Origin of the sequence: Paenibacillus sp. FSL L8-0158, assembly GCF_038592965.1 — a bacterium.
Classification (GTDB): domain Bacteria; phylum Bacillota; class Bacilli; order Paenibacillales; family Paenibacillaceae; genus Paenibacillus; species Paenibacillus polymyxa_D.
In genome coordinates, this window is the sequence record NZ_CP151949.1 from 5,466,534 (window position 1) to 5,490,445 (window position 23,912).

The 23,912-nt window shown below is 43.9% G+C and carries 25 protein-coding genes; 11 read left to right on the forward strand and 14 right to left on the reverse strand.

Going from position 1 to position 23,912, the window contains the following annotated elements; all coding sequences use genetic code 11:
- Positions 1-33: 33 nt before the first annotated feature.
- A complete protein-coding gene (locus tag NSQ68_RS24230) occupies positions 34-1,497 on the reverse strand; it encodes a hypothetical protein (protein ID WP_342427410.1) in 1,464 nt (487 codons plus the stop codon).
- Positions 1,498-1,577: 80 nt separating this feature from the next.
- Here NSQ68_RS24230 and NSQ68_RS24235 point away from each other — a divergent pair, with 80 nt between their 5' ends.
- The 5 genes from NSQ68_RS24235 to NSQ68_RS24255 all read left to right on the forward strand — a co-directional run bounded on the left by NSQ68_RS24235 (position 1,578) and on the right by NSQ68_RS24255 (position 4,004).
- The gene (locus NSQ68_RS24235; protein WP_061830507.1) at positions 1,578-1,928 is read left to right on the forward strand and encodes a hypothetical protein; all 351 of its coding nucleotides are present in this window, start codon (positions 1,578-1,580) and stop codon (positions 1,926-1,928) included.
- Between the two features lie 360 nt (positions 1,929-2,288).
- Positions 2,289-2,645, forward strand: a complete 357-nt coding sequence (locus NSQ68_RS24240; protein WP_342427411.1) for a hypothetical protein — start codon at positions 2,289-2,291, stop codon at positions 2,643-2,645.
- A gap of 70 nt (positions 2,646-2,715) precedes the next feature.
- Complete coding sequence (locus tag NSQ68_RS24245) at positions 2,716-3,072, forward strand: hypothetical protein (protein ID WP_342427412.1); 357 nt, start codon at positions 2,716-2,718, stop codon at positions 3,070-3,072.
- 195 nt (positions 3,073-3,267) lie between these two features.
- Positions 3,268-3,612, forward strand: a complete 345-nt coding sequence (locus NSQ68_RS24250; RefSeq protein WP_342427413.1) for a hypothetical protein — start codon at positions 3,268-3,270, stop codon at positions 3,610-3,612.
- A 116-nt stretch (positions 3,613-3,728) separates the two neighbouring features.
- A complete protein-coding gene (locus tag NSQ68_RS24255; protein ID WP_274485740.1) occupies positions 3,729-4,004 on the forward strand; it encodes a hypothetical protein in 276 nt (91 codons plus the stop codon).
- A 70-nt stretch (positions 4,005-4,074) separates the two neighbouring features.
- Here the strand turns inward: NSQ68_RS24255 and NSQ68_RS24260 are convergent, their stop codons facing one another.
- From NSQ68_RS24260 to NSQ68_RS24285, 6 genes are read right to left on the reverse strand one after another with little or no spacing between them, the layout of a single operon-like run.
- On the reverse strand, positions 4,075-4,215 hold the full coding sequence (locus NSQ68_RS24260) for a hypothetical protein (RefSeq protein WP_322158899.1): 141 nt from the start codon (positions 4,213-4,215) through the stop codon (positions 4,075-4,077).
- Between the two features lie 27 nt (positions 4,216-4,242).
- A complete protein-coding gene (locus tag NSQ68_RS24265) occupies positions 4,243-5,637 on the reverse strand; it encodes a hypothetical protein (protein ID WP_342427414.1) in 1,395 nt (464 codons plus the stop codon).
- 21 nt (positions 5,638-5,658) lie between these two features.
- Positions 5,659-7,686 carry a DUF4163 domain-containing protein gene (locus tag NSQ68_RS24270; protein WP_342427415.1) on the reverse strand — a complete coding sequence of 676 codons (2,028 nt, stop codon included), beginning with the start codon at positions 7,684-7,686 and terminating at the stop codon, positions 5,659-5,661.
- A 17-nt stretch (positions 7,687-7,703) separates the two neighbouring features.
- Complete coding sequence (locus tag NSQ68_RS24275) at positions 7,704-8,834, reverse strand: hypothetical protein (RefSeq protein WP_342427416.1); 1,131 nt, start codon at positions 8,832-8,834, stop codon at positions 7,704-7,706.
- A 27-nt stretch (positions 8,835-8,861) separates the two neighbouring features.
- Positions 8,862-9,470, reverse strand: coding sequence for a hypothetical protein (locus NSQ68_RS24280; RefSeq protein WP_342427417.1), 609 nt, complete (start codon positions 9,468-9,470; stop codon positions 8,862-8,864).
- Between the two features lie 53 nt (positions 9,471-9,523).
- Positions 9,524-10,174, reverse strand: coding sequence for an N-acetylmuramidase domain-containing protein (locus NSQ68_RS24285; protein ID WP_342427418.1), 651 nt, complete (start codon positions 10,172-10,174; stop codon positions 9,524-9,526).
- 488 nt (positions 10,175-10,662) lie between these two features.
- Between NSQ68_RS24285 and NSQ68_RS24290 the strand changes: the two genes are divergently transcribed.
- Positions 10,663-11,115, forward strand: a complete 453-nt coding sequence (locus NSQ68_RS24290) for an ATP-binding protein (RefSeq protein WP_342427419.1) — start codon at positions 10,663-10,665, stop codon at positions 11,113-11,115.
- A gap of 143 nt (positions 11,116-11,258) precedes the next feature.
- Here NSQ68_RS24290 and NSQ68_RS24295 read toward each other — a convergent pair whose 3' ends face one another.
- Positions 11,259-12,215, reverse strand: coding sequence for a nucleoside hydrolase (locus NSQ68_RS24295; protein ID WP_342427420.1), 957 nt, complete (start codon positions 12,213-12,215; stop codon positions 11,259-11,261).
- 210 nt (positions 12,216-12,425) lie between these two features.
- Between NSQ68_RS24295 and NSQ68_RS24300 the strand changes: the two genes are divergently transcribed.
- The gene (locus NSQ68_RS24300; protein ID WP_342427421.1) at positions 12,426-13,019 is read left to right on the forward strand and encodes a hypothetical protein; all 594 of its coding nucleotides are present in this window, start codon (positions 12,426-12,428) and stop codon (positions 13,017-13,019) included.
- 81 nt (positions 13,020-13,100) lie between these two features.
- On the opposite strand, the gene NSQ68_RS24305 is transcribed toward NSQ68_RS24300, so the two are convergent.
- The 3 genes from NSQ68_RS24305 to NSQ68_RS24315 are packed head-to-tail and all read right to left on the reverse strand — an operon-like array spanning position 13,101 to position 16,618.
- On the reverse strand, positions 13,101-13,709 hold the full coding sequence (locus NSQ68_RS24305; protein ID WP_165145922.1) for a pentapeptide repeat-containing protein: 609 nt from the start codon (positions 13,707-13,709) through the stop codon (positions 13,101-13,103).
- 37 nt (positions 13,710-13,746) lie between these two features.
- Positions 13,747-14,256, reverse strand: coding sequence for a MarR family transcriptional regulator (locus NSQ68_RS24310; RefSeq protein WP_104497668.1), 510 nt, complete (start codon positions 14,254-14,256; stop codon positions 13,747-13,749).
- Positions 14,246-16,618, reverse strand: coding sequence for an ATP-dependent DNA helicase (locus NSQ68_RS24315; protein WP_342427422.1), 2,373 nt, complete (start codon positions 16,616-16,618; stop codon positions 14,246-14,248). Before NSQ68_RS24315 ends, NSQ68_RS24310 begins: the two co-directional genes overlap by 11 nt.
- 168 nt (positions 16,619-16,786) lie before the next feature.
- On the opposite strand from NSQ68_RS24315, the gene NSQ68_RS24320 reads away from it, so the two are divergent.
- Both NSQ68_RS24320 and NSQ68_RS24325 read left to right on the forward strand, forming a co-directional pair.
- Complete coding sequence (locus tag NSQ68_RS24320; protein WP_342427423.1) at positions 16,787-17,863, forward strand: diguanylate cyclase; 1,077 nt, start codon at positions 16,787-16,789, stop codon at positions 17,861-17,863.
- Positions 17,864-17,997: 134 nt separating this feature from the next.
- Positions 17,998-18,171 (forward strand): aspartyl-phosphate phosphatase Spo0E family protein, encoded by a 174-nt coding sequence (locus NSQ68_RS24325; RefSeq protein ID WP_013312483.1) that lies wholly within the window; start codon positions 17,998-18,000, stop codon positions 18,169-18,171.
- Positions 18,172-18,254: 83 nt separating this feature from the next.
- Here NSQ68_RS24325 and NSQ68_RS24330 read toward each other — a convergent pair whose 3' ends face one another.
- Positions 18,255-19,142: a LysR family transcriptional regulator gene (locus NSQ68_RS24330; protein WP_328801165.1), complete on the reverse strand. Its 888-nt coding sequence runs from the start codon at positions 19,140-19,142 to the stop codon at positions 18,255-18,257.
- 131 nt (positions 19,143-19,273) lie between these two features.
- Here NSQ68_RS24330 and NSQ68_RS24335 point away from each other — a divergent pair, with 131 nt between their 5' ends.
- Positions 19,274-19,645, forward strand: a complete 372-nt coding sequence (locus NSQ68_RS24335) for a CidA/LrgA family holin-like protein (protein ID WP_342427424.1) — start codon at positions 19,274-19,276, stop codon at positions 19,643-19,645.
- On the forward strand, positions 19,642-20,319 hold the full coding sequence (locus tag NSQ68_RS24340) for a CidB/LrgB family autolysis modulator (RefSeq protein ID WP_029518653.1): 678 nt from the start codon (positions 19,642-19,644) through the stop codon (positions 20,317-20,319). The genes NSQ68_RS24335 and NSQ68_RS24340 overlap by 4 nt, the downstream gene beginning before the upstream one ends.
- Before the next feature lie 149 nt (positions 20,320-20,468).
- Here NSQ68_RS24340 and NSQ68_RS24345 read toward each other — a convergent pair whose 3' ends face one another.
- Both NSQ68_RS24345 and glpK read right to left on the reverse strand, forming a co-directional pair.
- Positions 20,469-22,172, reverse strand: a complete 1,704-nt coding sequence (locus tag NSQ68_RS24345; protein WP_342429156.1) for an FAD-dependent oxidoreductase — start codon at positions 22,170-22,172, stop codon at positions 20,469-20,471.
- A 227-nt stretch (positions 22,173-22,399) separates the two neighbouring features.
- On the reverse strand, positions 22,400-23,890 hold the full coding sequence (gene glpK, locus NSQ68_RS24350; protein WP_342427425.1) for a glycerol kinase GlpK: 1,491 nt from the start codon (positions 23,888-23,890) through the stop codon (positions 22,400-22,402).
- Positions 23,891-23,912: the final 22 nt, after the last annotated feature.

A 23,912-nucleotide genomic window follows, 5' to 3' on the forward strand; every position in this document is an offset into this window, starting at 1 on the left:
TTTGCCCCCTGTTGTGTTCTTACAGCTGATCTATTACTGATCCACCATCGTGAATTCCTGACCCTTGCGATCTATATATTCTGCTATCTCCGTAATCGATTCCTGATACCAGCGATTAATCCGATCCAGTGTCGCCGTTGCACTATGCGCAAGCGGGGTCAAAGACTGACTTTCACTTGTCCCGATATGAGCCTGAAATAACTGAATGGACGCACGGGTATCACTAGAAAATCCATGCAAGCTAGAGCGCATCTGATTAGCCGCATGCTTTAGCTCTTCAGTTGTTAATTGAATTGTACCCCCATTTTTGTTGCCTACAAAATAAGCTCCACTATTAGCGCGGCCATTTTGTTGTCCTGCTCCCATCAATTTCACACCCAGTGCAGTAGCAGCAATTTGCCCGAAGGCACCCATTTGTCCACCGTAGCGTTCAACCAAATCGCCCATGACTTCTTTGAATTCCGCCTCCGCTGCCAGCCTTTGTTCGTATGCCTGCACCCGTGGGTTACTTTCCGCCAATTGACCGTCCATGGTATACAGTGGATTGCTAATATTGCCATTTGCATCAAATGTAAAGTTCTCCATTCTATGAGTATGTTCTCCCCCTAATAAAGAATTATAGAACTTGGTGAACGCATCTTGTTGTATCATAGGTAGCGTAACCGGCACAAAAACAATTGGGGACCATTTGGGGCCAAGAATAAGTCTTTCCAATTCGGTTTTTCTCTCCATGGGAATTGAAACAGGAATAGTAAATTTGGCTACATTGGCAGTCTTATAATCACTCCCAATATGATACGTTTCCCCCACATGTTGGTTAGCCTTAGTGGCTCCCCCACCAACACTATCTCCGGGATGGGCAAAAGCCACATTAGTCTTCTTGAATTCTCCTGCTTTTACCCTCTTTTGAAGATCTTCAGGCAATAAATGTACAATACCCGGAGCAGCAAAACTCACGGATGATAAACCATTTTTCACTGCAATATATTCTGCTTCTGCACCGCCTAAAGAATGGCCTGTCGTAGAAATTTCAGCAGATGGATACTTTTTTTTCACTTCATCGTACAAGTTTTGGGCATGCGTAAATTGATTATTTTGATACTGTTTCTCATATTCTTTAAATGAACTTTGTACCTGTGGAGGGAAGGTTTTTACCTCTTCCGGATTATTTACATAATAATCATGGATTTGATTGAGAGTTTTTGCCCGTCCACCTACGACATCGTTGATATCCGTTCCCCAGTCCATCGCAACACTCCACTTGGGACGATCCGGTGGCTCTGTTCCTCTATAACCGATAATCACCTGATTGCTATTCTCATTGTGAAAAACGGTCGCATCAAATCCAGAACCGTTCGTGTCATGTAATAGTTTTTCGTCCAACTTAACAGCTTTCCAACCAGGTATGCTTTCACTCTCATAAGCCTTTACATCATTACTTCGCAAATATACTCTTTCTGCTATGTGCCAATAAGTCTCATCTGTGATATATTGCACCTTTTCCCCACCTTGTTTAATTGACCTATATATTATAAAGTTATAAAAAGCTATTACTACCAAAAAAGGAGAAACATAATATGAAAAAGAAAATCGGGGTTTATACCCTTATCCTGGTTTCCATCCTTGTAGGAGTTTTCTATTACATACAGTACACATCAAATGCAGAAAAAAAAGAACTTGTCCAAACTGTCGCTCTACCTCTTGGGAAAGAATATATTAAACAATACTATAGCGCAGACTTCATATTGAAAGATTATGAATTCAATGGCCCTTATGTTCACTCTACGGTTTTTCTTTATGGATATATAAAGGGACATGAGGGTCAAACAGTCTCCATCACCTATGACTATAAAAAAAAGGAAATCATAGATGTGAGTGGACCCGGTTGGTTCATCGATAGTCGGAATCCCAAAAAGAATAATCCCTAATTTTGAAAATTAAAATAATTACACAAAAAAAGCGCCCGTGATCAATCTCTATAAGGGAATATATTTTTCCAATCTAAGGAAGTAAAATCATTATAATACTTCCCATTTACTTGGGGTATAGTTGAAAGTAAAAATAAGTATAAAGTCGTTGGTTACTGCATTTCTGGTCGCGGTTCATACCTAATAACGATTAGGACTTTGTAACTGTATGTTAGAAGAGATTTGCGTATATGAACACAATTTTTAAACGTTGTACCGAGCTAATCATTTTATTAAATAAATGAGCTATCCTACTATTATTATAAAAAGCAGTAATGTTATGAGTTTATAGTCAGGAGATACTAAGGAGAAGAATTCAACTTGAAGAAGAAAAAGGATTGGGGAAGCATCTTTATAGTAGTTTCAATCCTTGTAGGAATCTTTTATTACATGCAATATACGGAGGATGTACAAAAAGAAGAGTACGTCCAATCCGGCATACCTATCGGGCAAGACTATATTAGGAAATACTATAATGCTGAATTTATATACCAAAATAACGACTTTATTGGTAGTTACGTTAACTCTACCGTATATCTCCGTGGCTACATAAAAGGACATGAAGGCCAGATAATCTCAATAAATTACGACTATAAGAAAAAAGAGGTGCTCTACGTGACTGGACCAGAATGGTTCATCGATAGTCGGGAACCCAAGAAGGACGTATCTGTTCCTTAAAGTAGGGTGCTTCTTATTCCTAAGAAAGCGTGTAGCATATTCACTCCAATTCTAAGGAGATTAATTCAACTTGAAAAAGAAACAATTATGGCTTTTTGTCTTTATATTACTTGTCATTCTGGTAGGAGTCTTCTATTACATACAGTATGCATCGCATGCCAAAAAAGAAGAAATCGTTCGGACAGGCATACCTATTGGAAAAGAGTACATCAAGAAATACTATAGGGCAGATTTCATATTTAAGAGTTATGACTATATAGGTAGCTATGTTAATAATACGGTTCATCTAATCGGTTATATAAAAGGGCATGAAGGCCAATCGATATCTATCGCTTACGATTTTAAAAAGAAAGAAGTGTCTAGTGTAACCGGACCAGATTGGTTCATTGACAGCCGCTATCCCAAAAAGATTATTTTTCCATTCTAAAGTCAAGTCCAGTATCCAAATAATCAGCCCTCTAACAGATGACTTTTTCCTAAATATGAAGAAGTAATATCATTAAAATACTTCCTGTTACTGAGAGATATTTGCAACAAAAATAAGAACCAAGTCATTGTTCACTGCATTCTGGTTGTAGTTCACATTAAATTAAAAATAGCATGTTAGGGGAATGTTGCGTAAATGAACACAATCCTTAAATGTTGCACAGTTCTCATCATAATATTAACCATTCTGGGCGGTTGTGGTTTTTCTACCGCTCAAGAGGAAGAGATAGTGGAGTCTGCTACTACTGTCAGTATCAAATACATTAAAACTCACTATAATACGGATTTCGTATTAAAAAATTACACTATTGAAGAGAACAGTGTCTTTGCAAGAGTACATCTTTACGGCTATATAAAAGAAAACGATACAGACTTAATTAGGATATCCTATGACTTGGACTCAAAAGAAATCGTCAATGTTACGGGACCGGATTGGTTTATTGATAGTAGGGTTATAGATAAGAATGCACCTTATTCCTAAGAAAGCGTATAGCATATTTAGCTCAATTTTAAGGAGAATATTCCAACTTGAAAAAGAAACAACTATGGCTTTTTGTCTTTATATCACTTGTCATTCTGGTAGGAGTTTTCTATTACATGCAGTACGCATCGAATGCCAAAAAAGAAGAAATCGTTCGGACAGGCATACCTATTGGAAAAGAGTACATTAAGGAATACTATAGGGCCGATTTCATATTAAAGGATTATGTTGTAGATGATCCGGCTATCCACTCAAGAATATATCTGTATGGGTACATTAAAGGTCACGAAGACAGCAAAATTACCATCTATTATAATTATAAAACCAAAGAAGTGATCGACGTCTCTGGACCTGCTTGGTTCATCGATAGTAGGAATCCTAAAAAGAATTAGAATATTGAACCATGATTGCAGAAAAGGCTCCCTAGGAGCCCTTTTCAGTCGTCGTTAGTCATATTTAACGCTATTCACCTTTGGTACTATGCTTAGTTACATGAATAAAAGGATATTCGCCTTTGCTTATTTTACGTTTCCATTCTTGAATCATATCCTCTTGGGTAGGCGGTTTCTCATTCACGATTGCTCCTGTAGTTACTTTAGCCATATTCTTTACCCTCTCACGATGGATTAGTTATTGCGTCTTTATCTTTTCTCCAGTCATTTTGATGTTACCATCCATTTCTACCAAACTCGTTTTACATTTTAAACCGATAGCATCCTTCGCGGTGACCTGAATTGTGTTCCCCGCATTGAATACCAGGTTCCCGTCAGCTTTTACACGGATATCCTTTTTGCTTCGCAGTTCAATTCCATGGTCATCCAGCAGTCGAATCGCCACTTCATCGTCGTTCCCCGTGATTAAAATTTCATTTTTCTCAAAAATAATAGCTTTGCGGTACTTGGTCATAAAGATCTTCGTCGACGGGTCCTTAATAAAGTCACCGCCTTTGGATCTCTTTCGGATCGAGTGGGTCACAATAGCGTCTTTTTCTTTAGAGGTCGGAAAGTAGATATCTACAAAATCAAACAACTCCGGCATGCAGTACCATCCTGTATTCCCTTCCGATGTATAAAATGTAGCCGTTGGAAAAGCATAGGTTTCCTTAACATTCGGCTTGACCTTATCCATTTCATAAAAGAAGACCTTCACATGGTCCTGCTCGATTCCAATAACCTTCGATTTTAACGAGATGCCACGAATGCTTTCATTTACAATCAAATCCTGCTCCATTCCATCCAATGTAGTCAGCACATATTCATGCCACAAAGCACTATGGCGTATAAACGCAACCGATTGCAGAACGTATAATGCTTTCCCTTTAAATTTAACCTCCGCCCCAATTTGCAGCAGGACATCTCTAGCCCCTGTCGTTTGCACTTTATAATATAGAAGGTTGTCATCCTTGCTGGCTCCTGGTTTGGTTTTTCTGGTCATGGAGTAGTTATACTGCCTGAGCTCAGGCTGATTGACGCCATCCGGTAATCCAAAATAAAACTGAGGTTTTTCACCAACCGGATCAGGTATTAGTCCCCAACCAAGCCGAGACGCTATACGTTTCAGAAACGACCAGTCCGTTTCGTCGAATTGCATCGTAAATTCCTGTAAAAGCTGATCTTTTAAGCGGCTCGTACAATTGGCTTTGGGATAGGATTTGAGTACATGTTCAAGTAATGCCTGCACCTTCATCTTCACATTTTGAAAGGATTGTCTATGAAGCACTTCATCCAGCTGGCTTGTATAGGAGAGGGCCTCGACAACCAAATAGGCTACATTGGACACCAACTTGATTCTGAACTGCGTGACTAATCCCCTAAATAATACAATCTGCTTTTGATCATCATTCATATAAGAAACAACTAACTTCGCCCCTGCTTCCATATGATCTGTATACTCTTCCATTTGAGCGCCCGTTAACACACCTGTCAAAAAGACTTTCACATGCTCATTCATTTTCTGTACAACTTTAACTTTTGGATTTTTAAGAGATAAAACCGTTCCATTATACTTGATGATTGGATATCCCATGTTACTGCTCCTCTATGTCGGTTAGTTTACGTTTATCCGTTGTTTGCTTACGTATTGAATAACATCTTTAATGGTTTGATTATGCTCCTGATCGTTGAGAGCCTGATCCAATGCAGGAATTGTGGTAAAAGTTTTGTTTTTTCCCTGAAAATAAATATCCGCTATAGGGAATTGGTCAACTCTACCAGGTCCATGAATCCCGTTGTCAACATCGGCAATGATGATAACATCCTTCAATCCATCCTTATTCACATCCTTGAAGGCCACTGCTTCTACTCCTCCGTAACGTGCAACCCACTCACGGTTCCCGTAGAAATCGGGGAATGGATACAGAATATGTCCTTGGTCATCCAATAGGAAGAAAAAGAATTTACGAAAACCTTCCGTATACCCATATGTGGATACAAACCGTACTTTCCCAAAGCCTTCGAAAGTAGTTTGAAAAGACTGCGACTCTTCAATTTCATATTGGTCAGTATTCAACTTTTCACCGCCAACTGTGGAAACAGACTGATCCTCAACGGAACTTAACTCACTCCATAGTTCCTCATTTTGCCTAATATTCTCTGGAATTTGTGCCAAACGAATTTCATACTCCGCATGGTCCCCTACCACATGTGCCATAGGTACACTCATCCCTAACGAATCATTTGTGAAATAACTAAACGATTCCATTTCTACTTTCGCAAGCGAACCTTTGGTTACATCCGCATTTGTTAACAATTGAATCAAATCATCTTTTGTGAAATCACCGATTAACCCTTGTTGCTCCGGCTGAACAGCTGTAATCTTCCCGCTTTTTATAAGCTCAATAAAAGGTTTCTCGACCTTTACCAGATCCCTCAACCTTATTCTTGAAGCCTGCTTCATATCCAGGTTCGTCGTATAAAACATATGACTAGGATAGGCTGCGTCCTTCACATAACGAATACCCGTATATTGAACGCTCAAGAATCGTTCACTCTGTCGTTTGATCTCATAATCAATTTCGACATGGACTCCAGAATTGGAATCCGCATAGTTTTGTAATCCTTCTAAAGCATCAGCCTTAAGAATTTTGTTTAAAGATTTCTGCTTTGCAATATCCTTGAGTTTTATAATTTGAGGGTATTTAATCACGATCCCATTTTTTGAATATTCCTCTTGAATGAGTTCATAGCTTTGCCGTTCACTATGAGTATTCAAGGCGTTGCTATATTCGGAATCAATACGGACTTCTCCACTTTTGGAGAACTCAATGATAAGGTTCTGTTCAGAATCATCACTGTTTATGAAGAAACCATCGCCGTGGTCTAAAACCTCGATACCTATGCTATCATGTTGTCGACTCTCTAAAATAATGGGCTCATTCATATCCTTGTTCAATTCCCACGCATCCGGGAGCTTCATCTTACCTACATTTATGCCTTTCTCCGTCCACTTTTGTCCAGACAACTCCCACAAATCAACAAATACGGGATCTGGATGATATATGGAGACATATCCCCCTAACCACAGCTGTATTCCCTTGTCTGAATCCCGAACCACGAAGTCTGTAGTCAATTCTGGCCCGCCATCCTCAATCATCTGGGCATGTACAAGTCGTTTCGTACTCCACCACTGAATAAATGTGTATTTATCTCCGATCGTACCTGTCACCGTTTTAGGTGCTCTATAATTCATAACCCTAACGTTTAGCTGCCCGCTTTTTAACGGAAACGATTTTGTTAAGATAATGAGATTATTCTCGAACTTTTCTACTAATTCTTCATCCTTCATCTCTAAACTTTCAGGCTCGTTTAACAACGAATTAAGTTCCTGTATGAACTCCTCAAGCTTATTTTGTCTGGTATCAGAATCCTTATTTTCATCGTTGACTATATGGAGTTTTTTCACTAGCATGTCCAGCTTTTTCGAATAGGAAATCGTTTTATTGTCATTTTGGAGAGAAAGTGCATGATTTGTTTCAGTTGCTGGAGAATCCTGTTCCTTCATGCATCCATTCAGCACTACACAGGAAATGAGTAGTAACAGGACGCAACAAGTTCGGCAGTACTTCAAGTAATTCATGCTGGATATCACGCTTTCTACAATTTATCGTTCATCTCTATACTCATAATCTTCCACTTGCCTGACTGCTTTTCTAACGTAAACGTAATTTCCTTTTTCGCTCTTTCTTCTAATGAATTATCTTTTACCAAAAATATTTTTCGGTTATCATTGCTACTAACCTCATTAATACTCAGTTCCAACACCGGGTAAGATAAATATGCTAAACCGGAAAGATCGACAGCATCCTCAAAATCATATGTTTGCCTTGCTGCCGGATCAGTGAGCTGGTCCATTTCAGGAAAAGGTAAATCAAACCACTTCATAAGATAATCAACTTCCAAGTAGTTCAATATCACAGCCTTAGGATCGCTTGGATATACAAACTTTTTACTTTTATTTTTATACAAAATCTCCTTTTTTTCAGGTCCTGTTCCATCATATTTTTGATAGACCACGATGGTATGCTCCTGAGTGTCGCTAAACTCGTAATAATCGACACTTTCAAATACACCATCATGGTCGGTATCTTTTAACGTTCGAATTCCTTGTCCAGTAGCATTAGGAAAATCAGAATTTATACTTTTGATATGATTATTTTCCAAGGTGTATATGGAGAATCCCTCTGAATAAGCCCCTCCGTCGCCTATAGAGTATACAACGATAAATTTTTGGTCTGTTTGATCCAGCTTCATGATTTTCACATCTGTATTTAGATGCACAACTATAACCGGGTCCTCTAGTTTATCAATGATGTGATAACCCTCATCCTCCCGGATTACAAATACGTTGTAAATCTCCTCTTTTTCTAATCCAAAAGCAAGCACATATTCCGGCTTTCCATCAAGGTCCAAATCTTCTTTTATTATTTTTTGAAGTTGCTCATTTGGGGGTTGGATTTTCTTTATAAACTGATCTAATGTGTTAGAATCTGTGGCGTAATTTCCATTTCTTTTATTTACCGGATTCACAATATTGCTATTTCGATCTTGTTCTTGAGCAGCAGACTCTGGCTCAGTCACAACTTTTTGCCCTATCACTTGAGTGCTAGATTTGGTGAGGACAACTGTCTGCTGCTTCTCATTCGTAGATTTTTCGGAACATCCATTTAGTAGTAGGGCAATTAACATGATTAAAAGTAGTATTGTATTTTGTTTTATAAAGTTCATTTCAAAAAAGCTCCCTTTTCGTATTACCTATTGCACGTTTATCCGTTGTTTACTTACATATTGAATGACATCCTTGATGGTTTGATTATGCCCCTTATCATTGATGGCCTGATCAAGTTCAGGGAGTGTGGTAAAGGTCTTATTTTCCTTCTGGAAGTAGATACCTGCAATGGGGAAAGGCTCAATTATACTTGGCCCTGCCCCTGAGTCGACGTAAGCGATAATAATGACGTCTTTTAGTCCATCTTTATTCACATCCTTAAAAGCTACAGCTGCTAACCCATCCCCTCCCGACCAATTATTCCCATAAAATTTAGGGAACGAGTATAAAATGTAATTTTGCTCATCTAATAAAAAGAAATAATTCCCTGGTGTCTCCTCGATCATGGCATCAGTTGAAACAAACTTGGCACGCCCCCACCCTTCAAAGCTGGTTTCAAACGACTGGCCCTCATCGATGTTATACTTTTCTGTATCCAATTTTTTTAGATTATGATTGATTTTATTATTCACTAATAAACTCTGAGTTGTTGTTTTTGTATAATGGCTGAAGTTCTTAATATCAGATAAGTTTTTATTTGTAGAAATACCGAGAAGAATGCAGGTCAAGAAAAAAACAAAAACTATTCTATTCATTACAGCACCTCAAATTCAAATTTAACCTCTAAGTACATATCTATTAAATGCATTCAGCTATTTCTATACAAAATAATATTTTTCCTTAGTTTTTTTGTATATTGTTCCACGTTGCCTTTGCCGTTGTATGTTGAGACGAAAGCATTAAAATCCTCCTTTTGTAACGCCTTTATTAAATTTTTATGTTTTATAAAAGAAACAACCCCCCTAATTTGTTCCTCGTGCCCTGTACTAAATTTTTGAAACATCTCTTTAGCCGATTTATATCCTAACGCTTTGTGATTAAAGCCCATAATTTGCGTTAAGCCCATACTAATAGCACTATACGCCTTTTCTTCATTTTGAGTAATAGCCAAGTCCAGAGCACCATATTCGCTACTTTGATCTTTTGTGTGAACTTCCTTCCACGGTAATCCAGCACTTTCTCTATATTTGTGCCCTTTGGATCTCGGTCTACCAAATGAAAATAGTGATGTTGATTGTTTCACAAAATGGTGCACTTCAAATCTTATTTTCAGTTTACCGTTTTCAAAACCAGAACCTCCTGACTCAACAAGAACTACTCCTCCAAGTATATTGGGATCTACATTTAACTCTGCTCCTATTTTCTTAATAACATCCCCATACTTTTTTTTGAATTCAGCAACTGTTGAAAAGCTACTTTTATCTATCTGGAGAAAAATGATCAAAAAGAGCAGAATCATCCGTACCTTCATAGCTCAAAACATTGAGCTTTTTAGTATGTCGTTCCTGAATACTCTTTGTCCATACAAAGACGCTACTTGATGTAATTTCTGGTTCAATACATCTTCCGCATAGGTCTTAAGGAAGTGTTTTAGGGCTTCCTGTCTATTCATAATTCCACCTCTGAACCTATTATATAGAATATTTACATGATATTACTGGTTCTATCCTCCTATTTTATTACACAATTTTCATATCATGAGATTACATATGAATTTATGAAAACAGAATGAAAATAATCATATTTTTTCGTGAATGTGTAATAGTTTAAGCAAAAACCCTCCAAGAAAGGCTCGCATTAGACCTAAAAAATGAAGGTTTGCGCAAGCGAATAGGTAAATGGAAGTAGAAAGATCGGTTTATAATGAAATAATCATGTATAATTAATGATACGCTCCAAAAACACATTCAGAGGATCGGGAATGGGATACACAAACTGCTAAAGTTTTTGGATAAAGACAAGTTAGATACAGAGGTAGCCGCACAGCGGCATCTAGACTTGAAGCTTGACTGGAATCTCACCAGCTCGCCTATTTTTATCGGGGATGAGGCTAAAATTCGCCGTATGCTGATTAATTTGGTAGATAATGCAGTGAAGTTTACAAGCACAGGAGCCGTCACTTTATCTGCAACCACCCGATCTGTGACCGATGCACCTGAGGTTGAACTGGAATTAAAGGTGAAGGATACTGGAATCGGTATATCTCCGAATAAATTGAAATTGTGGCTTGAACATGACCGTGGGTACTCCCCCTCATATGGTAATCCAGGCTTGGGTTGGCAGATTACCAAAGAACTGTTGAAACGAATGAATGGTAAGATGACAGGGAGGAGTGAACCTGGTAACGGGACGGAGATAACGCTCCAGTTCACCCTGAAGATATACCAGGAGTCTGCCTGAAACAGAAATTAGCTTGTGATGATATGGCATGGCATATCATGTAATAGAAGCCCGTGACGCATAACGTCACGGGCTTTATGTTATGAGTACGTATCTCTAGGCAGTATTATCACCCTATGCCGCACGTTTGTACATAGCCAGACTTAGTAACGTTTGGGAGCAGCCAGCTTGGCCAAATCCGCCATATACGTAAAAAAGGCTTCTGGATCTGTATCATATACCAGGTTCACAGGACGTCCATCTGCCTGTTCCACCGTTCTGCCCTGACTTGGTCCTTCTGCGATCACGCTGCAATGCACCGTCTTTTTCTTGACAATTTCCGGGCATCCTACGGATGCAGTGGTCAGTACATCCCACAGGTAGTAGGTTGAGTTCGTTTCGCTATAAACGAGCGGAGGACATCCTGCATAGCAATTGCCCAGAAAATCCACGCCTTCATATCGACGCTCGGCAGCCCAACGATTGCGTACTGCTGGAGTTAATGGCACTTTGCTTGTGCTTTCCAGTGCTACCAGATCAATCGTGATGCCGCTTTGCCACACCCGATATGCCGCTTCCGGGTCCCAGAATACATTCCACTCTGCTGTGCCGTCATGCTCAGGCTCTTCCACATTCCCTTTTTCAAAGGTGCCGCCCATCCAAACTAGCTTTTCAATCTTTGCTTCAATATCCGGTGCTTCATCCAGCGCCCGCGCCAGATCGGTTAGCGGTCCAGTGAATAGCAACAGCGTCTTACCTTCAGCTCCGCGTACCTTTTCGATCAGATGCTGATGAGCTGGCAGGGATGAAAGCGGTGCTTCCATACGCCCCGATTCATTCAGTACGGGTAATGCATCCACATAGAAGGAATGTAAACGCCAAGCGGCAGGAAACGGATTTTTACCCCGTGAATTAGACTTTGCGACTTCCACAGGCCCTTTATTTTGTCCAAAACGATCAATAATTTTACGGCTGGCATCCGTCGCAGGCTCCAGATAACCATCTGCTGGAATCACCGATACTCCGGTCAAATGAACCTGCTCCATCTGAAGCAGCATAAAAAGGGATACTAGATCATCCACTCCACCATCATGATTAAAATAAACGTTTGTCTGACTCATCTGTCTCTTCCTTCCTTTATCCCCGTAAACAGGCTTGTTCTTATCGGCAACCACCCTTCATTATGCCTGATCACTTCACAGGAGTAAATGTGCGATAGTGCGTGAATCAGGGATTTTTTGCTTGCGCCATGCTTAAGATAGGTAGAAATGTGTGTAATAACAGGGTAGAATCATGGGTCCTAATCGGAAGCGTATGAAGGAGAGATGCATATGACAGCCCGAACAATAGAAGAGTTGGAGCAGATCCGTAAAGAGTGTAAATCCATGGTGACGAAAAGGGCTACGGCTTCGGGGGGAGCGGTATTAGTTCCAGTTCCAGGGGCTGACGTTCTTGCTGATGTTGGCATTTTGATGCAGCTATTGCCAGCCATTAATGGAAAATTCGGATTATCTGAAAAGCAGCTGGAAGGTCTGGACGCAGAAACCAAATCCATGGTGTATGGTTTTATCACTTCGATTGGCAGCAAGCTAATTGGGCGACTCATTACCCGTGAAGCCATCGTGCAGATTCTGCAAAAAATGGGCATTCGGATCGCTACCAAGCAGGTTAGCAAGTTTGTTCCCCTTCTGGGGCAAGGGCTAGCCGCGGCAATTGGATTTACTGCTATGCGAACCATTGGCAATCGGCATGTCGATCAATGTTATGAAGTAGCCAAACGCTTGCTGGAACAGCGAACTGCCGCAGATATCGCGCGCAACTGGACGGTTCCACAGCAGCCTCTAGAGCCTGTGGGAGTTGATCATTTGCCAAACCGGAACCCGGAAGCAGCAATTCCACTACTGCCGGCATCCACTAAAGATTAAGTCCTACAAATTCGAGTCAACCATCCAATTCACCCGCACGGGGTACTCCAGATCAAAACCAGCTTCGGTATCCCGTGCTTTTTAGCCTTCTACCTTGGCTCCATAGGAGCGGGCCACCGCTACTGCCTGCTCGATATCCAACTTGGCTCCGGTGATGTCCAGATCTTTAAAATTCACACCATCCATCTTCGCACCGCGCAGGTCTGTTCCTTGAAGATGGGCTTTGTGCAGTCTTACCCGGCTAAGATCCGCCTCTCGCAAATCTGCTTTTTCCAAATTGCATTCGGATAAGTCGGCTTCCTTGAATCGTATTTTTCGCAAATCTTGTTTTCTTAAATCTGCATGACGCAAATTCGTATAAGACCAGTCTCCACCCGTAATTGTGATACCATCCATATTCGCCCCCGCAAAATCTGAACCTACCAGCTTGCAGTTATCAAACCGGACTACAAACAGATTGGCGCTGGTGAACAAACAATTGGTAAAAGCCGACTCCTTGTAGTGAGATGCATTCAGAATGGCTCCGGTAAAATCACAATCCACAAAAGTACAGCCTTCCACGAGAGACTCATTCATCTCCACACCCCGAAAGCGACATCGGGTAAACTCACAATTTCTCCACTCGCCTTCTCTGGCATCCATTGATCCAAAATCACGGCCTTCATAGACTTCATCTGTATAAAAGAACATGTTCTCTCTCCTATTCCTTATTCCCTATATCAGGAATTCAGCATTTCGGCAAGGACCGCTCAAAACCGCCTTTCATTTTCCCCAGTAAGCCCTTCATCATCTTATGATCCTGCGGCGTAAACTCAGACATGCATGACCGAATCAGCTTCGTGTAATAAGGGACTATCTTACTTAATAGCTCTCGTCCTGCCTCTTTTAATCCGACAGTCACCATCCGTCCGTCACTCTCATGAGCCACACGTTCAATCATGCCATCTCGCTCTAATCCGTCGATCAACCCCGTCATGGTTCCACGCGTCACATCAGCCTTTTCCGCCAACTCTGACGGTGTCATGCGATGCGGAGAGTGGCAATGCAACAGGCTAAGCACAATAATCCGACCCTGAGAAGCCCCCAACTTGGTCAAATCTGTATCCATTTCTCTGAAAATACCGTTAGCCAAGCGCGCAAATGTCACAAAAGTCTCTATATTATCTAAGTCGGCATCTTCATGTCCAAAGCTACGCAGCACCCCGCGTATGGAGTCATTATGAAAATTAAAGTTCATAGTCCATCCATTCCTTCCTTAATCCCGCTTGTTCCGTCAGACGGTAGCTTTTCCATTCGTCTGGCAGCAAAGAAGCATACGGTTCCTTGGCAAAACGATCATCTACCAGGACCAGCAATCCTTCGTCGTGCTCTGTGCGAATAAGTCTGCCACCTGCCTGAAGAACCTTATTCATCCCTGGATATACATACGCATAGTTAAAACCATTCCGTCCCTGTTCCGAAAAATAATCCCGCAGCACATCCCGCTCTGCTCCAATTTGCGGCAAGCCGACGCCGACGACCACTACTCCATTTAAGCGATCCCCAGGTAAATCGACACCTTCAGCAAACACACCACCCAGTACGGCAAAGCCAAGCAAGGTGTGCTCTTGCCCAGGCTGGAAGGCTTCTAGGAATTGATCCCGCTCTGGTTCGGTCATCCCCGGACTTTGTACCAACGTATTTGCGGACACGTCCCGAAGCATGAACTCCTCATATACCTCACGCAGGTATGGATAGGACGGGAAAAATACAAGGATATTTCCTTTCTGCTCCACAACCAATGCAGCCAGCATATCCGCAATCGCCCCTTTGGAACGCTCACGATCCCGATAACGGATGGAGAGCGGCAGCAGACGTACATCCCATTGCTCCTGATGGAAAGGGGAAGGAACCTGTAACGTATAATCTTCCTCACTTGCTCCGAGCATGTCCCGGTAATAAGCAAGCGGTGTCAACGTCGCGGAAAAATAAATGGCTGAGCGGTAGCCCTTAATAGCTTGTCCCAACAAGTGAGAAGGATCGAGGCAGAACAGCTTAACCCTCACTTCACTGCGCCCCGCTTCCACATAAGTAACGTACCGTTCATCATATAAAGCAGCAATTCTCAGCATATTCTGAGCGGTAAAATACGCGTCCAGAAGCAATGCGTAGGCCGTACTTTCACTGCTTGCGCGACTTGTACCACTCTCCGTCACCAGTTCACGTTCAGCGGCTTCTACAAAAGGCACCAGCAGCTCCAACACCTCTTGCGGTGCTGCTGTCTCCACTGCTTTTCCTGTATCTGCATATTGCTTGCGCAGCGTAATCATATGTGCGTTCACTGCACTCGCAGCCGCAGCAATCTCCGGGCTTAGCAACTTAAATTCTCGTTTCAGTTCCAAAAAAGAAGATTTCAAAATTTCCGCCGAAAACATGTCCCGGCCGCGTTCTACCAGATTATGCGCCTCATCCACCAGTACGACACCTTTTCGCTTGTGCTCCTCCAGCAATCTTTTCAAAGAAATCCGTGGATCGAAAACATAATTATAATCACTGATTATACCATCCGAGGCATACGCCACATCCAGCGAAAATTCAAAGGGACATACCTTATGCTTGCGCGCATAATGCTCAATCACCGCCCGAGTCATTAACGTCTCATTCGCCAAAATATCGGATACCGCTCCGTTGATCCGGTCGTAATAACCCTCGCACATGCTGCATGATCCAGCATCACAATCATTTTCATCCTTAAAGCAAATTTTATCCTTCGCAGTCAAAGTCACCACATGCATGTGCAGCCCTTGAACCTGCATTCTGGCATGAGCTTCTTCGGCTGCTGCCCGAGTGGTGGTACGAGCCGTCACATAATATACTCGTCTCACCAACCCTTCACCGATCGCCTTAATCGCAGGAAACAAGGTGGATACCGTTTTACCAATACCTGTAGGTGCTTTGGCAAACAGGTTAACCCCTTCGGTAATCGTCTTGTACACCGAACCCGTGAGCGTTCGCTGACCCGAACGATACGTGTCAAAGGGAAAGTTCAACATAGCAATACTGGCATCCCGCTTTTCCGCATGTGCTCTCAGCAGGAATGCATACGGAGCATAACCAGCAATCATCTCCTGTGCGAAAGCTTCTAGCTCAGTAAAGGATAGTTCCCGTCTGAATCGGCGAATGTCTTCACTGTGTGCCTGTACATAAGTAAGCTGGACCTGCATGGAATGATGTTGTTCCTCACGAGCAATCATATAGGCATACAGAAATGCTTGTGCCCAGTGTACAGGTTGGCCGTCACCCTGAATATCTTCGAGGGGCAAAGAGGTCGATTTAATTTCATCGACCGTCCATACGCCATCCAGCTCAATCAGTCCGTCACAGCGGCCTTCAATGATAAACAATTCGTCCTTATACGAGATTTCTGTACGTAAATGTACCTCTTTGCGGTCATGCTCCTTGTAACCTTTCTGGATAACCTGATGCACGCGAGTTCCTTCGAGCATACTGCTATTCGATCGAAAGCCGCTATGAATGCTGCCGCTCCGATGCACATATTCCACAAGTGGACGCACCGATATGTGAATTGGTTCCTTCATACGATCACCCGTTCCGGTCATAGTCCTTTCACTGTACCACGTAGATAAACGAAACGTAAGGGACATAAGAATCGTTTGTATTCAATTGGTATTCACTCATGCCTACTTTTTACCGAAATATAGAAACGAGGCCTTTTGCTTTATTCCCCACGATACTACAACTCTCAATACAGCATAAAGGATAGGGATATGTTAAAAGAATTAATTAACAATTTTGCGTTATTAACAAGCTTCTTATTCTTTGGAAATTTATTTTTCCGGAAATATGAACGTTACCTAAAAAAACATATATTCATTTATCGGGTAATGAACGGTTTAATGCTGGGTCTGTTTGGCATTCTGTTAATGATGACTGGTTTATGGATCCATGGGCACTTTGTGGTCGATCTGCGCCAATTGGCGATTATCATATCTGTATATATGGGAGGATCGGTATCCGGTCTGCTGACCACCTTGATCATAAGCCTGTACCGTATTTACATCACAGGTGGTTGGACAGATGTTTCTCTGACTGCTGCCGTCAATTGTTTCATGACACTGGGCATTTCACTTATCTTTATTCGAGAAAAAAGCCTAACACTCCGCAAGTGGATGTCGGCCGTACTTGGAGCTGCTGTAGTGTCGCTGTTATCTACTTTCTATGTAGTTAACCCTCCTGATAGTGAATCTATTATAATAATCACAACTGTTAAGTTGCTTGGCGGCCTGTTCACTTATTTTATGATGTCCTATATCAAAAAAACAGAACGGGCTGTTCATCTGCTGGAAGAAGCTGCAAATCGGGATCATTTAACCGGACTCTACAGTCCACGTGCTTTCGATGCGCTATTTGAAGAGGTCTTTCATACTTCCAAGACTACAAAACAACCCTTTGGACTCGTGATGCTGGATATTGACCACTTTAAAAATATTAATGATACGTATGGTCATTTGAACGGAGATACCGTCTTAAGCCAATTGGGAATGCTGTTAACCCGGGAATCTACAACGAGGGCGTACCCCTCCCGTAAGGGCGGAGAGGAATTTGCCATTCTGATTGGAAATTGTGATAGTCAGAAAGCAGCAAGCTTTGCCGAAAAAATTCGGAAAGCTGTGGAAAATGAACGTTTTCTTTTGAATGACGGAACCTCGATCTCTCTAACCGTATCGCTTGGAGCAGGCAGTTCACCTGTCATTGCATCGAGGCACTTACTGGAAAAGACAGATGAGGCACTATATGAAGCTAAGCGTTCAGGACGCAATCAGGTGAAACTGGCAAAACCATAGATATTAGTCGCTAAATGTCAGGAAAGCTGGATTATTGTTAATAAAAAGTGGTAAAATGGAAATAACATCGTTATCAAAAAAACTTCTGCCGCTAGTGGAGACATGCCTTACAATCGACATGGGGGGTGGGCTTTGTGAACCTCGAACAATTGGAAAAACTCATGGAAAAAGAACGCCGTGAACTGAATCGCATGGCTGACTTACACGGATTAAAAGATGAACGTGTATTGGACAAATCCTCCAGACTTGACCGTATTATGGACAAGTACCTTCACACCAAGCGTGCAATAAACCAAACACACTCATAGAAGCAAGCTACATCGCTGCCCCTCAGGGCAGCTTTTTTATTCTGCATCGTACTCACCTTCTCGCGGACTGACTACTTCCCGCCCTATTCCGTCCGCAACAATTGCTGTGTGAACGATATCCATTCTCTGGCGGCAAAGGACAGATAGCGATCGTTCCGCCAGATCATCCCCAAATGCCAAGGAATGACGGGGTCCACCAATGGAAGAACACGCAAGCGCTCAGAATCCAGATCTCGGCAAATGGCCTCCGGCAGCAGAGCTACTCCCAGGTTTGCAGCAACCATTTCGCTAATCAGATCCCATTGTGAGCTTTCGTACACTACACGCGGCTGAAAGCCGGCACGAACACATTCCGCAATGATACGGTCATGCAGCGTAAAATCCTCACGAAACAGTACAAATGCCTCCTCCGCCAACGCAGATAACGGTACCTCCTTGCACTCTGCCAATGCATGCGTAGGATGAACGAGCAAATTCAGCTTTTCCTCCACAAACAGAAATGTCTCAAACATATCTCCAACCGCGGGCAGCACAATCACTCCGATATCCAATGCCCCGGCTTCTACGTCCCGTTCCACTTTCTTCGCCCCGTCCTCAAATAATTGAATGGTCACATCAGGATATGCCTTATGGAATTCTCCAATGACACGCGGAAAAAAGCTCGATCCGACCATAGGGGGCAGGCCAATACGGATATGTCCCTTTTTCAGGTTCATCAAATCACTCAGCTCCGAGGACAGACTCTGAAAGGACTTTACAATCGCTTGTGCTTGAAGCTCAATTACCTTGCCTGCATCCGTCAGTTCGATTCTTTTGCCAATTCGATCAAACAAAGCGACCCCCAGTTCATCTTCCAGACTTTTAATCGTCTTACTGATCGTCGGCTGGGTAATAAACATGCTCTGGGCTGCCTTTGTAAAGCTACGCAACCGCGCGACTTCCAAAAAATATTGTAAATGTCGGATATCCATAGCTACACCTTCTCCCATAGACAAACGGAATAGATTATATTCTTTATATGCATTTTACTCATGAAAGCTTGTGATGTAAAATTTCATTACAGTTTGAAAATAACCGATCTCAAAGATAGGAGTCATTATATATGAAAAGCTTCATACGCGGTGTCCTCCAGATCGCCGTCCTGATGGCCTTTTCGCTCATCCTGAATGCGGTAGTCTCCTGGCTCCACCTGCCTATACCCGGTAGTATCATTGGTATGCTAATCCTTTTTATTCTGCTGCAAATCGGCTTGGTCCGGCTAAGCTGGATTGAAGTTGGCGCAAACTGGTTGCTGGCCGAGCTGCTATTATTCTTTATTCCCTCCGCTGTCGGCGTTATGAATTATTGGCCGATGCTGGAACACGATGGTATGAGCATTATGCTGGTCGTGTTGCTCGGCACCTTTCTGGTGATGGCCTGCACAGGTATGGTCGCCAGTCTGCTTGGTAAACGAAAGGAGCATAAATCATCATGATCGGTCTTCTATGTATTGTATTGACACTCGCTATTTACTGGATGGCCAAACGCATGTACCGCACACTGCCCAAAGTGTATTTGTCTCCATTGCTCATTACACCTGTTGTTATCATTTTGATTTTGACGCTGACGGGTGTGAATTACCGTTCTTATAATTCGGGCGCTCACTTGCTGTCCATGCTGCTACAACCAGCTACGATTGCATTTGCTGTCCCTTTGTACCGATATTTCCCAGTGTTAAAAAAACACGCAACCCAAATCGTGCTTAGCGTGCTGTCTGGATCTGTTGTAGCCGTGTTGTCCTCCATGGCGCTTGCCAAGTGGATGCACCTGAATTCTTCGCTGCTGAGCAGCCTGATTCCTCGCTCCATTACGACACCCATTGCGATGAATGTATCGCAAACGATTGGCGGCAATCCGACGGTCACAGCTGTATTCGTTATTCTGACCGGATTGAGCGGTCTTATTATCGGTCCAGTGATTGTAAAACTGTTCCGTATCGAAAATGAAGTCTCACGTGGGGTACTGCTCGGTACCGGTGCTCATGGTACTGGCACTTCCAAAGCATTCGAGTTCAGCTTGCTGACGGGGACGATATCCAGCATCTCGATGGTGCTCGCCGCTCTCTTTACCTTGGCAGCCGCCCCGTTTCTGTTCCACTTGATGCTGTAAGCAATCTGTATACAAAGAAGCAGCGATTCTCTTATAAATAGAGAATCGCTGCTTTTGTTTTGTAGGCCCCTTTTCCGCATAAAGCAGTGGTGAGAACGAAACGGTGGTAGAGAAGCGGAGCGGTAAAGGATGCGCATCCTCGTTCCTATTTAAATGGCTTTAACGCCACCGGGTTTCACCTCTACCTCTACAGGCGTTACAGCTTCATACAGATAAGCATCCAGTTCAGTCGCATATTGGCGTTCTTGCGCGGCGCTCCAGCCTGCATGTTCGGACATCAATGTGATGGCAGGCTGTTTCCAGCGCTTCACCTCGTCAATCTGAAAGAACAGCGCCCCAGTTCGGCGTATGAAAAAATCAGACGGTGTCACCGTCATTTCCTGTTCCATCGCATACAGAAGCGGGACACGCACTTCCACAGGCAGCGCCGTTTCCTTCTCGCTAGCCTCCTTCATGCTCCGTGCTGCTATCGCAAACAGCCGCTCTGTGTTGGAGCCATAGCGGGTAGCCCATGCTCTAGCCGTTTCCGGCGACAGGCCAAGCGCAACACCTGCTGCGGTTTGCTTACCTACGTACGCGTCCCAGCCCGCCGAGCCGCCTACGCTGCCACCCGAAATCGGGATATGTCTGGTGCGGCATGCCCGGAAGCTCTGCCCATGCAAGCGCCCCAGCTTCCGTACCGCACGATCCACGACGAGTTCGGACATTTTCCGGTAGCCCGTCAGCTTGCCGCCTGCAATCGTGATCAGACCTGAGCGGGATTCCCAAATTTCGTCCTTACGTGAAATTTCTGAAGGGCTTTTACCATCTTCATAAATGAGCGGCCGTACCCCTGCCCAACTGGATTCTACATCCGTAACAGTCAGCTTCACATCCGGGAACATTCCGTTGATCGCTTGAAGCACATACGCCCGATCTTCAGCGGTCATCCGAGGGTGCGCCGTATCCCCCTCATACACCGTATCGGTCGTACCTGCATAGGTTTTTCCATCACGCGGGATGGCAAATACCATGCGTCCATCCGGTGTATCGAAGTACACTGCCTGTTTGAGCGGAAAGCGCTCAGCATCGAACACTAGGTGAATACCTTTCGTCAGGCGTAGCACCTTACCCTCCTTGGAGCGATCCATTTCCCGCAACGTGTCTACCCATGGTCCAGCTGCATTAATAACCAGCGAAGCTCGAATTTCGTATGGTTTTCCCGTTACCCGGTCCGTTACGCTTGCACCGCTTATTCGTCCTTCGTCATACAGCAGCTTGTCAGCCTTGGCATAGTTCACCGCCAGCGCCCCTCGTGTAACAGCTTCCTTCATGACCTCAATCGTCAGGCGAGCATCATCTGTGCGGTACTCCACATAGCTGCCGCTTCCCTTCAGTCCATCACGCTTCAGCAAAGGCTCGCGCTCTAGCGTAGCCTGGATGTCCAGCATCCGACGGCGCTCACTACGCTTAACACCAGCAAGGAAATCATATACCAGCAGCCCGACAGAGGTGGTGAATGCGTTAAACGTGCCGCCCTTGTGAAAAGGAAGCAGCATACGCTCCGGTATGGTCACATGTGGGCCATTTTCGAATACGATGGCCCGCTCCTTCCCGACCTCGGCTACCATCTTAACTTCAAACTGCTTCAAATAACGAAGACCACCATGCACTAGCTTGGTCGAGCGGCTGGACGTACCTGCTGCAAAATCCTGCATCTCCACCAGTGCTGTCTTCAAACCACGATCCGCCGCATCCAGCGCAATCCCCGCCCCTGTAATGCCGCCGCCAATAATTAAAATATCAAAATGCTCATCTCCCATACGTTCCAAAACAGCGGTTCTCTCCTGCGCAGCAAATCCCTGTTCTCCCATCATGTATCCCTCCAGCTTTGTATATATTCACGATGCAATCTGCCAACCGAATCATCATAAGGTACAAAAAAAGACCACGAACATCGCTGCGGCGGATGCCGAGCGGTTCATGGTCTCTCCAAGTCTCCTGACGAGTATTAACTTATCTATATCGTAGCACACACGATACGCTATGAAAAGGGAAATCTGCCTGTTGCCAGATGGCTGCCTTCTACCTAAAACCATCTCTACTTGAACGCCATTGCGGCATGAACTGCCTTTTTCCAGCCACCATAAAGCTCAGTCCGCACGTCCTCACTCATGGACGGAGTAAAGGTATGATCACTCTGCGCATATCCCCGGACTTCATCCAGACTGCTCCAAAACCCAACTGCCAGTCCCGCCAAATACGCCGCACCGAGTGCAGTTGTCTCGTTCACAGCAGGTCGTTCTACAGGCAAATCGAGAATATCGCTCTGGAACTGCATCAGGAACTCGTTCATCACAGCACCTCCATCTACACGCAATGAACGCACAGGAACACCCGAATCGCTCGCCATGGCAGTTAGGACATCTTTAGTCTGGTAGGCCAGCGATTCCAGTACCGCTCGTATAAAGTGCTCCTTGGTCGTTCCCCGCGTCAAACCAAATGTCGCGCCGCGCACGTCACTGTCCCAATACGGGCTGCCCAGACCCACAAAGGCCGGGACAAAATATACCCCCTCCGTCGAGGTCACACGCGCCGCATACGCTTCACTATCTTTGGCCTCGCGGAACATGCGCAACCCGTCACGCAGCCACTGAATAGCAGACCCCGCTACAAAAATGCTGCCCTCCAGCGCATACTTCACCTGACCATTCAGCCCCCATGCAATGGTCGTAATCAGTCCATGTTCCGAGTCACAGGGTTCATCTCCGGTATTCATCAGCATAAAGCATCCCGTACCGTATGTATTTTTAATCATACCCTTGTCAAAACATCCCTGACCGAACAGAGCTGCTTGTTGATCGCCCGCCGCTCCGGCAATAGGAATTTCCTGTCCAAAAAAGTGGTAATCCACCGTATGCGCATATATCTCAGAGGATGATCTCACCTCTGGCAGCATAGACGCTGGAACGCCGAGAATACTCAACAGCTCCTCATCCCATTTTAGCTCATAAATGTTGTACATGAGTGTGCGAGCTGCATTGGAGTAGTCCGTTACATGTGCTTTACCACCGGACAATCTCCAGATTAGCCAGGTATCGATCGTACCAAGCAGCAAATCCCCGCGCTCCGCTTGAGCTCGTGCCCCTTCGACGTTGTCGAGTATCCATTTGACCTTGGTGCCCGAGAAGTAGGGATCAATGAGTAGTCCCGTTTTGCTATGAAAAATATGATCAAATCCACGGCTTTTCAATTCCTCGCAGATCCCGGCTGTTTGCCGTGACTGCCATACCAGCGCATGATATACAGGCAGACCCGTATGTTTATCCCACACCACTACGGTTTCCCGTTGATTCGTAATACCAATCCCGGCAATTTGGCTGGCTTTCACACCTGATTCCGACAGGCAGGAGGCGATGACGGCTAAAATAGAGCTCCATATTTCATTTGCGTTTTGCTCTACCCACCCTGGCTGGGGAAAATACTGTGGGAACTCCCGTTGTGCCTTGTATACCACTTTTCCCTGCCGATCAAACAAGATGGCCCGCGAACTGGTTGTGCCCTGATCCAAGGCAAGAATATATTGCTCCATCGTTTCCCAGCCTCCTTGCTTA